10 protein-coding genes are annotated in these 12314 nt (G+C 70.4%); 2 read left to right on the forward strand and 8 right to left on the reverse strand.

Going from position 1 to position 12314, the window contains the following annotated elements; genetic code table 11:
* Positions 1-46: 46 nt before the first annotated feature.
* Positions 47-2212, reverse strand: a complete 2166-nt coding sequence (locus B9S64_RS00170; RefSeq protein ID WP_258037831.1) for a 2Fe-2S iron-sulfur cluster-binding protein — start codon at positions 2210-2212, stop codon at positions 47-49.
* 235 nt (positions 2213-2447) lie between these two features.
* Here B9S64_RS00170 and B9S64_RS00175 point away from each other — a divergent pair, with 235 nt between their 5' ends.
* A complete protein-coding gene (locus tag B9S64_RS00175; protein WP_103490930.1) occupies positions 2448-3068 on the forward strand; it encodes a TetR/AcrR family transcriptional regulator in 621 nt (206 codons plus the stop codon).
* A 74-nt stretch (positions 3069-3142) separates the two neighbouring features.
* On the opposite strand, the gene B9S64_RS34805 is transcribed toward B9S64_RS00175, so the two are convergent.
* Positions 3143-3718, reverse strand: a complete 576-nt coding sequence (locus B9S64_RS34805; protein ID WP_258037830.1) for a hypothetical protein — start codon at positions 3716-3718, stop codon at positions 3143-3145.
* A 23-nt stretch (positions 3719-3741) separates the two neighbouring features.
* Positions 3742-4680, reverse strand: coding sequence for a helix-turn-helix domain-containing protein (locus B9S64_RS00185; RefSeq protein WP_103490929.1), 939 nt, complete (start codon positions 4678-4680; stop codon positions 3742-3744).
* Between the two features lie 1440 nt (positions 4681-6120).
* Here B9S64_RS00185 and B9S64_RS00190 point away from each other — a divergent pair.
* Positions 6121-7152 (forward strand): 7-epi-alpha-eudesmol synthase, encoded by a 1032-nt coding sequence (locus B9S64_RS00190; RefSeq protein WP_103490928.1) that lies wholly within the window; start codon positions 6121-6123, stop codon positions 7150-7152.
* A gap of 160 nt (positions 7153-7312) precedes the next feature.
* On the opposite strand, the gene B9S64_RS00195 is transcribed toward B9S64_RS00190, so the two are convergent.
* The 5 genes from B9S64_RS00195 to B9S64_RS00215 are packed head-to-tail and all read right to left on the reverse strand — an operon-like array spanning position 7313 to position 11608.
* Positions 7313-8557 (reverse strand): cytochrome P450, encoded by a 1245-nt coding sequence (locus B9S64_RS00195; protein WP_103490927.1) that lies wholly within the window; start codon positions 8555-8557, stop codon positions 7313-7315.
* Entirely contained in the window at positions 8554-9159 is a 606-nt protein-coding gene (locus B9S64_RS00200; RefSeq protein WP_103490926.1) for an ATP/GTP-binding protein, read from the reverse strand. Before B9S64_RS00200 ends, B9S64_RS00195 begins: the two co-directional genes overlap by 4 nt.
* Positions 9140-9511 carry a DUF742 domain-containing protein gene (locus tag B9S64_RS00205; protein ID WP_103490925.1) on the reverse strand — a complete coding sequence of 124 codons (372 nt, stop codon included), beginning with the start codon at positions 9509-9511 and terminating at the stop codon, positions 9140-9142. Before B9S64_RS00205 ends, B9S64_RS00200 begins: the two co-directional genes overlap by 20 nt.
* A complete protein-coding gene (locus B9S64_RS00210; protein WP_028442003.1) occupies positions 9508-9918 on the reverse strand; it encodes a roadblock/LC7 domain-containing protein in 411 nt (136 codons plus the stop codon). The genes B9S64_RS00205 and B9S64_RS00210 overlap by 4 nt, the downstream gene beginning before the upstream one ends.
* Positions 9919-9922: 4 nt before the next feature.
* The gene (locus tag B9S64_RS00215) at positions 9923-11608 is read right to left on the reverse strand and encodes a sensor histidine kinase KdpD (protein WP_103490924.1); all 1686 of its coding nucleotides are present in this window, start codon (positions 11606-11608) and stop codon (positions 9923-9925) included.
* Between the last annotated feature and the right edge of the window lie 706 nt (positions 11609-12314).

A 12314-nucleotide genomic window follows, 5' to 3' on the forward strand; every position in this document is an offset into this window, starting at 1 on the left:
TCCTTGGCCACCCAGAAGCCGCCCGGCTGGTTCCGTCGGCCGGCGGTCACGGGTCCGCGATGTCGAGGGTGACCTTCGACCGTGGGCAGCCCATGCACGTCAGTACGTAGCCGTCTGCCTTCTGTCGCGGGGTGAGGCAGTTCGGCTCGTTCTGTGTGACCTCTCCGCTGCGGAGCCGCACCATGCAGTCGCCGCAGTTCCCGATCGTGCACGAATGCGGCATCGGCAGCCCTGCGGCGAGGCCCGCGTCCAGCAGCGTCTGGCCGGGCTCGACCACCACCGTGCCGACCAGGCGCCCGTCCTCCTGCACGGTCATCTCCTGAGGCACCGTCGCCATGGTCCCGGTGTCCGCCGCGCTGGTGTAGCTCTCGTGGTGCACCAGTTCGTCCGGGACTCCCAGCCCGGTCAGGACGCCCTGGACGACCTCCATCAGCGGTGCCGGGCCGCAGACGTAGTAGTGGGCGTCCTCGGCCGGGACCAGACCGGTGACCCAACGACGGACACCCTCCGCGTCGAGCCGCCCGTCCTGATCGGTCAGGACGTGGGTGACCGACAGCCGGTCGGGGTCGTCCTTCGCCAGCCGGGTCAGCTCGTCGGCGAAGATGACCTCGTCCGCACTGCTGTTGCTGTAGAGCAGAGTGGTCCGGCTGTGGCCCGGCCGGGTGGCGAGCTGTGCGCGGATCATGCTCATCATCGGCGTCACACCGCTGCCCGCCGCGATGAGCACGCTCTCGTCCGGCGGGTGCGGCCCGGTGTGGAAGGACCCCGACGGGCCGCGCACGGCGAGGCGGTCCCCGGGGCGCAGGCTCCGGTGCGCGTGGGTGGAGAACCGGCCGCCCTCCACGTGCTTGACGGTGACCTCCAGCCGGGACGAACCGGGCGCCGACGAAGCCGAGTAGGCCCGTCGCACCGGGCGCCCGTCGATGTCGGCGACGAGCGTGAAGAACTGGCCGGGCCGGAAGTCGAACGTCCCCGGGTTCCCGCCAGTGTCCTCCAGGACGAGGGTGACGGCGCTCGGTGTCTCCCTGCGCACCTCGGCGACGCGCACCTCCCGCAGAGGGTGTGCCGCCCCGCCGTCGTCCGCGGAATGCTGACGGGGGACGGCACGGAGCCGGCCGCCAGCGCCCGGTTCGACGTCTTCGTACCCCTCCTTCCGCAGGCCGGAACGGTACGCACGGTTCAACACCAGCCGCAGCAACCGGGACATCCCCGGGACCGCCCCGACGGCCTTCAGCAGGAACGCGCGTGAACCGCTACCGCTTTCGGCCGAGTTGGCGGCGAGGTGTCCTCCCGCCAATGCCATCAGGTCCGGCACGGTACCTCGGTCGAGGTGCGCGCCGGGGCTCCAGATCCGCGAGCGCGCCACGGCGTCGTTCCCGGCCACCTCGGCGTGCTCGACGTCGATGAGCAGCGCCAGCTGCGGGGACATCCCGCGCAGCGCCATCGTCTCCAAGAGCGCCGCGTCGTCGGTGATCGTGCCGCGGCCCCGGACGTGCAGCACTCCGCTGCGTCCCGGTACGAGCGCGGCGAACGAAAGCCGGTCGTCCCGCAGCAGGTTGTGGAGTGTGTCGGCGCGTTTGTTGCCCCTCCGGTCCGGGATGACGAGCGTGCGGCTGTCCAGGATCCGTGCCGCCGCCCGCCGGTCCCCGCGCGGACTCGTGTCGCTCCCGCCGGACGCGTCCCACGTGGACAGCGCGAGAAACGGTGCCGCGGCCAGGAACTCGGCTATGCCAGGGCGGCTCAGGGGCCCGTCGCCGGTGATCGCGGCGGCCGGCTCGGCCGGGCCGGGTGGCTGCCACAGGCGGGACCGGAGGACGGCCTGCGCGCAGTGCACGTACGCCTCCTCGATGTCGACGGCCGTCTGGGCGCCCTCGCGCGCGGCCACCGAGCCGTTGACGCGCAGGGTCTCCCCCACGCCGGGCAGGAGGAAGAAGAGCGAGACCGGACCGTGCGGGTCGCCGGACTCGGGCAGGGCGAACGAGATCCGCGTGGGTGAGTGGACGCGCGCGAATCCCGGCTGGCCGCCGACGAAGGTCGTCCTGCTGGTGCCGTCGGCGTCCCGGTAGCCGAGGGCCGCGATCGGGCACCGGGCGAGTACGGTCCTGCACCCCTCGTCGAGGGCGCTGATCTGCTTGAGCATGATCACCGGCGCCGGACGGCCGATGACCGTCTCGACCTCGTCCACCGTGGTCAGCCGACGCGGGGTGCTCACACTCTTTGCCTGCCGCACAGGGATTCCTCTCGTCCGGAAACGGAAACGGGCCGTACATGCGTCGGTGGCCGGCGAACGAGACGTCCCGCTCGGGCACGCCACGGTCGTCGACCAGGTGGGTCACGACCCGTCACCCGTCTCGGGAGGCGCCTTGTTTCCGCAGCTCATGGCACTATTGTGAGTAATAGCTCAGCTCTTTGGCTACTCGCTTTTCACGCCTTGAGAGGGACCTCGGATGCCGTCCGACGACCGTCGTCTTCAGCCACGTCGCAAGCCCCGTCAGGTGCGTGCCGAGCTCACCCGCGAGCGCATCCTCACCGCCGCTGCTCACGTTTTCGCCGAGTACGGCTACGCCGCCGGCACCACCAACCGCATCGCCGAACGCGCCCGCGTCTCCATCGGCTCGCTGTACCAGTACTTCCCGAACAAGGACGCCGTCCTCGCCGAACTGCTGGTGCGGCACATCGACCGTGGCGCGTGGACGCGGGCCGACCAGCTCGATCTGTCCGCCGGGAGCCTGGAGTCGATGGTGCGGGCACTGGTCCGTGACGCGATAGACCACCACAGCGACGATCCGCAACTCCTGCGGATCATGATCGAAGAGGCGTCTCTCTCGCAGGCGTTGCTCGACACGATCGACCGGCATGGAAGGAACCGTGTGGGTCAGGTACGCGATGTCCTCGCCCGGCACCCGGACGTCCGCGTGCGAGACCTGGACACGGCGGCCGAACTGATCGTGTTCACCGTGGAGTTGAACACGCACAAGGTCATGGCCGACCCACGGACCATCCCCGTCGAGACGCTTGAGAACGAACTGGTGGACATGGTCACCCGCTATCTGCGGGGCGCGCCGTAGCCGCTCACCGACTCGGCTCGCGGCGGGAGCGGGGGCGGGACGTGCGGGAGCGTCTTCCACCGCCCGATTACGTGCTACGCCCTGGTCAGCGGATGCGTCTGGCGGGTGTCGCCGCCTTCCGGCTGACCTGCCGCCGCGGACTCGGCCGCCGCCGCGGGGCACGGCACCGAAGCGGTGCGGAGGCATGGCGTGGGGCACGGTGCGGAGCACTGCCGGGCCTCCGCCGACGCCGTGGGCCTCGCCACGAACGCCCAGGAGCGGGAGCCGGCCTTCGTCGGCGTGCGTGTCCGCCTGGCGGCGGCCAGGAGCGTGGTGACGGTCGCGGGCTCGGCACCGGTGACCGTGGCGATCTGGTCGACGCTCAGCCGCAGCTTGTCGTGGAAGAGGGTCGCGTCCTCGGCGGCGGTGAGCGTACGGCCGCTCCGACGGGCGACGACCCGTGTGTGCTGCCGCCACGCCCATGCCGAGGGGCACCGCCCGGAGACAACGGTGGTCCAGTTGCCCGCCACGAGGTCGAAGAGGTGGGACACCGCTATACGGGCCTCCTCCGGGGCGAGGAGGGCCAAGGCGTAGGAGTGGTAGGCGGGGCGGTGCAGGTCGTAGAACGCGTAGAAGGAGTTCGTGAGGACGGCGGGCCGGGCGGGCTTCATGGTCGTTCTCCTCCCGGTCGTGGTCAGCCGAAGGCGTCGGCGGGGAAGGTGCGGCCGACCGCCTCGACACTGGTCCGCGCCTTGCGCCAGAGCGGGCGGGTGATGTGGGGCAGGCTCTGGAAGGCGGTGGTGAGCTGGTGGATGACCGGCCACGCCGGAATGCCGGGGCCTTCGAACGCCTGGTGCAACTCGGCCTTGGTGACGGTGTTCTGGACGGAGGCGAGGATCCTCTCGTCGCTGGGTGACCCGGCGGCGTAGCGCAGGGCCCGCAGGTAGGAGCGCAGGGTGCGCACCGGGTCGGTCCCACCGTCCTGTACGCCGGTGGCGACGTCCCATAACGGCTTGACGAGGTCCGGGTTGCCGCCGCACGCGTCGGCGATCATCTTCACGTGCTGCAGGGTGACGTCCCGCTCGCCGGAGAGCATGCGTGAGACGTAGGACGGGTCGATGGTCATGTGCTCGGCGAGTACGCGCTGGGAGATACCGGAGTGCTTCCACATGAGGGTGAGCGCGCAGGCCAGACGCTGGCGGGGCCGGCGCAATGAGTTCTTCACGGTCGGTGGGTCGTCGGGCTGCGGGGAGGCGTAGGCCGTACGCATCGGCCGGCGGCGGGCAGCCAGCTTCCGGTCGACCGTCCGGGGGTCGTACTTCTTGCGCAGCCGGTCCTCGGTGAGGTTCAGGACGGGCGCGAGGTCGGCGAGCGGTTCGCCCTGGGACCTCTGGCGGACGACGAGGGCCGCGGTCGCCTCCTCGACGAGGCCCTGGGCCATGACGACGAGACCGAGCAGTTCGGAGGCCGACGCGGCGCCGTCGGAGGCGCGGTTGATGAACGCGTCACCGACCACGACGACATCCTCGGCGATGTCGCGTACGGCTTCGGTGCAGCGCGTGGCCCGGTCGGCGTCGACGGCGGGCCCGTTGCGGGTCGGCCGCTCCGGTCCGGAGTGTGGACGGTTGGGCATGGGAGACCTCTTTCGGGGGTGCGGGGGCGGGTATCTGTGCCCACCCGCCCGGTTGGCACGGTGAGGGATCTGGGGCACGGGCAGGGAGGGAGCCGTGCTCTCGCCAGGGGTCCGGGTCGGACCCGCGACAACGGGCCCATCGGCCGACCAGCGCCTATCCATGAGAGCCCGTCAGGAAAGCGTCAGAAGGGGCGGCGTCCCGGACGCGGGAATTCCCGGGATCACGGGCAGCGGCCGAGAAGGCGGCGCGCTGAGCGGGATTCCCCTCACCATGACAGCCATGACATCCCCATGCGGCGTTCGAACCACAGGCGGGGCAGGGGTGATACGTTCACGACTCGGTCTTCGTGCAATCGCAGACGCACATGCAGGGAGACGGTTCGACGTCGGAGAAGAGACACGAAGGGGCTCCTTTCTTCCCGGGTTTCCGAGCTGACGTTGAGAAGTGACAAGAGACCCCGGCGTGAGGCGACCAACCAGTAGCCGGGGTCTTTGCCTGCCCGGCGAAGGCCGGGAGTCGGAATGTACTACCTTCCGCACGCGCCCGATGCCACAACGTAGGGCCGTGGGTATGGGTACCCGCCACCCCTGCGTTAATCAAGAAATCAACCATCCATACAAAAACATCAATCAATTGATCAGACTTGATCGCCGGAAACGGGCAACAGCCGCGAAGACCGCGAATTCGTCGAGCCTGAAATGCGCCCGCGCGAACCTCCGCCACGCCCGCGCCATGGCTGCGCTCCCCCTCTCGCAGTCCGTCGACTTGCGGAAACTTGTCAACGAATCCATCCACACTCGGGGCCCCGTTAACTCGAACGGGTGACATTCCGCATCGATGGACCCTGACTCGACGGCCGCGCCCTGCCTCCGCTCAGTCCGCAGAGCGTGCGAACGATCCGCGTCGGCGAGCGTCCGGGCGCGTGGGCGCGCTGGTGCGGTGCGGGGAGTTCACGGATCCGTGATCCCGCGCCGCCGGCTCTCGCCTCCACCGAATCCGTCACCGACCGGACCGGCCCGGCGCCGCCCCCTGCGTCCGGGCGCACCTCGCCACGCACACGGGCGGCGTGCGGCCTGCTCGACGACGAACTCGTACTGGACCCTGGCTTCCTGCTGTCCGCCGAGCCTGCCGCGCCACGACGGGTCCTACCGTCCGTGTCGGCCTGGCCGGCGGTCGCCGTCCGCGCCTCCTTCCGCCACAGCGCCCCGCTCCTGAGCGCCGAACGAGACCCCTGAGTACCGCCCGAGCGGCCTCGGACGCCTGACCGGTAACGGAGATCGCGCATGTCCCGCACGTTGATCATTTACGGTGGGGGGCAGCCTCGTAGCTCATCGGATGAACACCCGCACCTCGTAGGCCCGTTCGAGTGCGTTGTCCACGGTGCGCTCACCCGTACACGGGGCGGGCTTCCGCGTTCCGTCCCCCCCGAAAGGATGCACATGCCCCAGGACGTCCGGTTCGACCTTCCCTTCACCACACCCGTCAGCCCGCATCTCGCGTACGCGAGGGACCGCCATCTGCTCTGGGTGCGGGAAAGAGGGCTGGTGCGCAGTCGGACCGGTTTCGAGGAGTACCGGTCCTGGGACCTCGCCCAGGCCGCGGCCCGCACCTATCCGCACGCCTCGGCGGACGATCTGACCGTCCTGATGAACTGGTTCTCCCTGGCCTTCCTCTTCGACGACCAGTTCGACTCCGCTCGGCCCGACCGTGCGGACCGGATAGCGGAGGTGGCGCGGGAGCTGATCGCCACACCGCTGCGTCCGGCCGGCACCGCGCCTCGGGTGGTCTGCCCCATCACCCTGGCCTGGACGGAGGTCTGGGGTCATCTCTCAAGTGGCATGTCCCTGACTTGGCAGACGCGGTTCGCCGCGTCCTGGGGCCGCTTCCTGGTGGCCCACTGCGAGGAAGTCGACCTCGCGGCCCAGGATTTGGCCGGGAAGCTGGACCTGAGCGCCTACGTCGGCTTCCGGCGCCGTACGGTCGGTATCCACCACAGCATCGACATGGGCGAGCGCAGTCGCGGCTTCGAGGTCCCACCGGCCGCGATGGCCCATCCTCTGATGGAACGGATGCGGGACCTGGCGGCGGACACGATCGGGTTCATGAACGACATCCACTCCTTCGAGCGGGAGCGGCGCCGGGGGGACGGCCACAACCTGATCGCCGTACTGCGCCAGGAGCGGGACTGCTCGTGGGAGGAGGCCATCGGCGAGGCATACCGGATGACGACCGGCTGCCTCGACGAGTACGTCGGCCTGGAGGCCCGTGTCCCGCACATGTGCGACGAGTTGGGCCTCGGTGACGAGGAGCGGGCCCGGGTGTGGATGGGCGTGGAGGCCGTCCGGCACTGGATCAACGGCAACTACGAGTGGGCACTGACCACCGGCCGCTACGCGGCGGACAAGGACGGCCCGGTGGCCACGGCCGAACTGTCCGGACGGGGCTCGGTGGACGACCTGCTGACGATGTGACACGGGCGCACGGCCCGGCCGGGTGTCCGGCCGGGCCGTGACGTCGCGCAGGGCGACAGGTCCGTATGTGACGTCATGTCAGATGTTCCGAGGCGTCCGACGTGACATGGCGTCAAACGGCTCGGCAGGCCAGACCTGACTGGGCGTCAGCTTCAGAGCATCAGACGGCGAACTCGACCGGCAGGCTGTCGAGCCTCGACTCCCAGGTCGAGGCGGTGGAGGTGAGCTCGTCCGGCGCCACCGCCAGACGCAGTCCGGGCAGCCGGTGGAGCAGGACGTCGACCGCCGTCTCGATGATGGCCTGGCCGATGTTCTGCGCGGGGCACTCGTGCGGGCCGCCGCTGAAGGCGAGGTGCGAGGCGTTCCCCCTGACCGAGATGTCGGCGTCGGGGCGGATCCCGGGGTCGTGGTTGCCTGCCGCGAGACCGAGGACGAGCAGGTCGCCCTGCTTGACCGGACAGCCGCCGAGCTCCAGGTCGGCGGTGGCGAAGCGCCCCGGCAGCACGGCGAGCGGCGGGGTGTTCCACATCACCTCCTCCACGACCGTGGACATGTTCACCTGCCCGCTCACCAGGTCGGACAGCCAGGTGGTGTCGGTGAGGACGAGTTGCAGGGTCCGCGCCAGCAGGTTGCTGGTGGTGGTGTGGGCGGTGATCAGCACCAGGCGCAGGTGGTTGACGACCTCGTCCTCGTCGAGCGCCGCGTGGTGCTTGATGAGGCCGGAGGCGAAGTCGGATCCGGGCTCGGCACGTTTGCGGGCGGCGAGCTCTCCCAGTATCCCCATGATGCGCTCGTTGTGTGTCAGGGCGTCCGCCCCGCCCTTGATGACCTGCTTGCTCGACTCTGCGAGGGAGCGCCCCTCCTTCGCGGCGAGACCGAAGACCCGGGTGAGGACCAGCATCGGCAGGTACTCGGAGAAGTCGGCGACCAGATCGGCCCGGCCCGTGTCCGCGAACGCGTCGATCTGCTGGTTCGCGAAGTGCGTGACGTGACGGCGGATGCCCCGTCCGGCCACGGCGTACAGGTTGTCGGTCACCGCGCCGCGCAGCCGGCGGTGCGGTTCGCCGTCCTGGGAGACGCAGTCGGGGCGCCAGCCCACCATCTGCATCAACGGTGAGGTGGTGTCGACCCGGCCTTCCTTGAAGTCCCGCCATATACGCGAGTCCCGGCTGAACTGGAGAGGGTTGTCGAGCACCCGCCGGTTCTCCCGGTAGCCGAGCACGAGCCAGGCGGGGACGTCACCCTCCAGCAGCACGGGGGCGACGCCGCCGTGCCGCGTGCGCAGTTGCGCGTAGACGGCGTGGGAGAAGTCCTCCACCCCGGAACCGTAGAGCCGGGTGGTGTCCTCGCCGTGGGCGACCGGGCAGCCGCCCTCGGTGGCTCTGGGCGGGGTCTGTTCGCTCATCGGGGCTCCAGGGCAGCGGCCGAACGGTCTTTCAGGTGCCGGATCAGAGTGACGAGCACGTCACGGCTGGCACTCCGGCTGCGGGCGTCGAAGGACACGACCGGGGTGTGCGACGGGATGTCCAGGGCGTCGCGGATCTCGTTGACCGGGTAGTCCTGTGAGTCCGGGAAGATGTTGAGCGCGATGACGAAGGGGACCTTCTGCCGCTCCATCTCCTCGATCGCCCGGAAGCTGGAGGCCAGTCGGCGGGTGTCCACGAGGACGACGGCGCCGAGCGCGCCTTTGAACAGGCCGTTCCACAGGAACCAGAACCGTTCCTGACCGGGGGTGCCGAACAGGTACAGCATGAGTGTGTCGTTGAGACTGATCTTGCCGAAGTCCAGGCTGACGGTGGTCTGTGCCTTGTCGGTGACACCGATGAGATGGTCGTCCCCGGCGCTGGCCTGGGTGAGGGTCTCCTCGGTCGTCAGGGGCTTGATGTCGCTCACCGAGCGGACCATGGTGGTCTTCCCCGTGCCGAAGCCCCCGGCGATCATCACCTTCACCGAGCGTGTGTCCCCGGCCGCCGTGCTCCCGGGTTGGTCAAAGCCTTTGAAGTCCACTGAGTACCTCCTCAAGGAGCGCGATGTCGGGCCCACGGCCGACGTCATGTGCCGGGACGGGATCACGGGCGTCGATACGGCCTGCCTGAAGCAGGTCGGACAGCAGCACCGCGAGGATGTTGAAGGGCAGCCGGAGGTGGGCGCCGAGTTCGGCCACCGACAGCGGTTCACGGCAGCGCCGGAGGATCTCCTCGTACTCGTGCTGCATGCCCGATGTGGGGACGTCCCGCGCGATGACGAGGGTCGCCACGTCCAGGGTCGACGCCGAACCGCCCGGTCCGCTGCGCCCTTTGGTGAGAACGTAGTAGCGCTCGAGGCCGGACGGGTCGGTCGGCCGACGGGGAGCACTCATCCAGAGTGCCCCTCCAGTCGCGGCGAGGTGCCGAGGAGCTCGCCCATGCGGCGGGCCAGATCCCTCATCTGATGGCCGAGCAGGCCTTGGTCGAGGCCCTCGCGGGCGAGTACGCCGAGGTACGTCTCCACGCCCGCGCGGACGACGAAGAGGTGCCCGCCGTCCACCTCGATCATCGCCAGCCGCAACTGCCCGGCGTGCTGCGGGAACTGCTCGGCGACCGGCTGGGCCAGTGCCTGGAGTCCGGCCACCACGGCGGCGAAGCGGTCCACGTCGTCGGGGTCTTCGGCGCCGAAGGAGGTGATCGCCTTCCCGTCGCTGGAGGCCACGAGGGCGAAGCTGATCTCCTGGATGCTCTCCACGAGGTCGCGCAGCGCCCAGCTCATGTCGGTTCCCTGGTACGTCATGGGACTAGTCGCTCTCTTCAGTGCGGTGCTCGGTCGGTGCGCCACCGGCGGCCGTGCCGTGGCCGTTGGCTGCGGTCGGGGACCCGTCCGTCGCCGTGCCGGTGTCGCGTCCGGCGTCGGCGAAGGCCGCGAGGCCCGCGAAGGAGGCCTCCGGCGGGACGGCCGGGAAGGCGGGGACGGTGTTCGGGCCGTCCTGGGGGGTTTCGACGGCCGTCTCGCCGCGCCGGCTCCGCCTCCGGGGCAGGCCACCGGGGGTGGTCTCCACCATGTCCTCGTTCTCGAAGACCGTGGCCGGGGCCGGTTCGGGCTGGGGGGCGGCGGGCGCGGTGCCGTGCGGTGCGGTGGGCTCCGTCGGGATCTGCGGTGCGGTGGCCGGGGCGAGGGCGGGGAGCGGCCGGAAGTACTTGTGCGGTACGACGACCACGACGGACGTACCCAGCCAGGGCGAGTCGGCGAAGGTGACGCGGATGTCGTACCGGCGGGCGAGGAGGCCGACCACGCGGAGGCCGATGTTGGCGTCCTCCGAGATGCCGCCGAGGCCCGCGCCGGGCGAGGTGCCCGCGAGGGCGTGTTCGGCCTCGCGCTTCTTCTCCTCGCTCAGGCCCTTGCCGGAGTCCTGGATCTCGATGCCGACGCCGTTGGGGACCTCCTTGCCGGAGACGATCACCGGTTCGGTGGGCGGCGAGTACCGCGCGGCGTTGTCGAGCAGGTGCGCGAAGATCAGCGTGAGGTGGTCCACCAGACCGCCGTCGACGCCGAGTTCGGGCAGGTGGCGCAGTTGGACGCGGTGGAAGTCCTTGATCCGGCCGATGCCGCCGCGCACCACGCTCAGCAGGCGTTGCGGTTCCTGCCACTGCCGGCCCGGCCGGTCGGAGCCACCGAGCACCACGATGCTGGCGGCGAGACAGTCGGCGGGGCCGATGGCCTGGTCCAGTTCCATGAGGCACTGGGCGACGGCGGGCTGACGGCCGTGCTCGCCCTGCATCTCGTGCAGCCGGCCGCGGAGCTTGCTGGTCAGGACGTGGATGCGGTTGCCGACGCCGATGACGGCCTGTTCGGCGGAGGTCGAGCGGTCGAGCTCGGCCTCGATGCCCATCAGCGCGGTCCTGAGGACCTTGCCCAGTCCGGCCTGGAGGTCGTCGCCGGCCTTCATGCGCTGCTCGACGGTCGGGACGATGTCGTCGATGGCGTCACCCGCCTTCAACTGTGCTACGGCGGCCGGGAGTTGCTGGTCGTTGAGGAGGGCGATCGCGGCGAGCTGGTGGTCGAGCCGCTCCTGCCAGGCTCCGGCTCGCTCGGTGGACCGGCTCTCGTAGGCCGCGGTCTGCCGGGACAGCCGCTCCTCGTACACCCGGGAGCTCTCGGCCAGCCGCTCCTCGTGCGCCTGTGCCTGCTCGGCGAGCTGGGCCTTCTGGGCCTCGCGCTCGGTGGCGGACTGCCTGGCGTGTTCGGCCTGGGCGGTGCGGCGGGCCTCCTCGGCCAGGCGCAGCCGCGTACGGGTGCGCAGGAGGAGGAGTACGCACACGGTGCTGCCGACCGTCGCCGCGAGACCGAGGACGGCCGCGGGTATCCGATCCGAACTGATGAATGTTGCGGCCGCCGTCCCGCCACCCAGGCCCAGTGGCATCAGCCACCAGAGGTGCCGGGTGGCAGGGGCCCGCGCCGCCGGAGGCGGAGTGGCGAGTTCCATCTGCATCCTTTGAAGCAAAATGATCGAACAGGGGGTGTGCGAGGTGACCGCACCGTTGAGTACGCACCACGAGACGACCGGTCGCGATCGCGTCAACTCGCTGCGCCGGGAGGGAGCTTATCGGTTGTGAACCCGAAAAGATCAATTCGGCGGTACCGCGAGAGTGAGGATCCCGCCACTCAGAGCCATGGGCCGCGTGGCCGGCGCGGATCCGGGGCCGGCGGCCGTTGTCCGACACGTCCTCACGTGGTGGGCAGACGGGGACATCTCTCGCAACGAGCCCCGCGCTCGGCCGGACGGGGACGGCGAGCCGCTTCGGCGTAGCCCGGTTCACCTGGGCGTTTTGGTCAGGCTGTGCCGAGGGCGGGGAACGGCGGCCGCGGCGCGAGGGAGCGTCGGAGCGCGGCGGGCGCGGCAGCCGGACCGCCGGACGGACCACGACGCGCGGGGGGCGGCGGGGTGCCGTTCCGGGGTGTTCCGGGACGTGTCGGCCCCGTCCCCAGCTGACGCACACTCCCGCGACGCACATACGTGCGAACCCTGCGGTGTTTGCATCGCGGAAGCGACGTCGCGGCCGCCCGGGGTGATTCCGGCGCGGTACATCGCGGTGAGAAGCGCATGTTTTCAGCCGAACCGAACGGCGTCGGTGGCCGTGCCGCGGGGGCCCGCCCCGATCCGGGGCACCGGTTCGCGACCGGAGCCGGAG

The sequence above is a fragment of the Streptomyces sp. SM18 genome (genome assembly GCF_002910775.2).
Classification (GTDB): Bacteria; Actinomycetota; Actinomycetes; order Streptomycetales; family Streptomycetaceae; genus Streptomyces; species Streptomyces halstedii.

What these genes read in the sequence shown, in the direction of transcription:
- B9S64_RS00215 (WP_103490924.1), bottom strand. Translation starts at nt 11,608, where the DNA reads ATGGAACTCGCCACTCCGCCTCCGGCGGCGCGGGCCCCTGCCACCCGG.
- B9S64_RS34805 (WP_258037830.1), bottom strand. Translation starts at nt 3,718, where the DNA reads ATGAAGCCCGCCCGGCCCGCCGTCCTCACGAACTCCTTCTACGCGTTC.
- B9S64_RS00205 (WP_103490925.1), bottom strand. Translation starts at nt 9,511, where the DNA reads ATGAGTGCTCCCCGTCGGCCGACCGACCCGTCCGGCCTCGAGCGCTAC.
- B9S64_RS00175 (WP_103490930.1), top strand. Translation starts at nt 2,448, where the DNA reads ATGCCGTCCGACGACCGTCGTCTTCAGCCACGTCGCAAGCCCCGTCAG.
- B9S64_RS00195 (WP_103490927.1), bottom strand. Translation starts at nt 8,557, where the DNA reads ATGAGCGAACAGACCCCGCCCAGAGCCACCGAGGGCGGCTGCCCGGTC.
- B9S64_RS00185 (WP_103490929.1), bottom strand. Translation starts at nt 4,680, where the DNA reads ATGCCCAACCGTCCACACTCCGGACCGGAGCGGCCGACCCGCAACGGG.
- B9S64_RS00210 (WP_028442003.1), bottom strand. Translation starts at nt 9,918, where the DNA reads ATGACGTACCAGGGAACCGACATGAGCTGGGCGCTGCGCGACCTCGTG.
- B9S64_RS00190 (WP_103490928.1), top strand. Translation starts at nt 6,121, where the DNA reads ATGCCCCAGGACGTCCGGTTCGACCTTCCCTTCACCACACCCGTCAGC.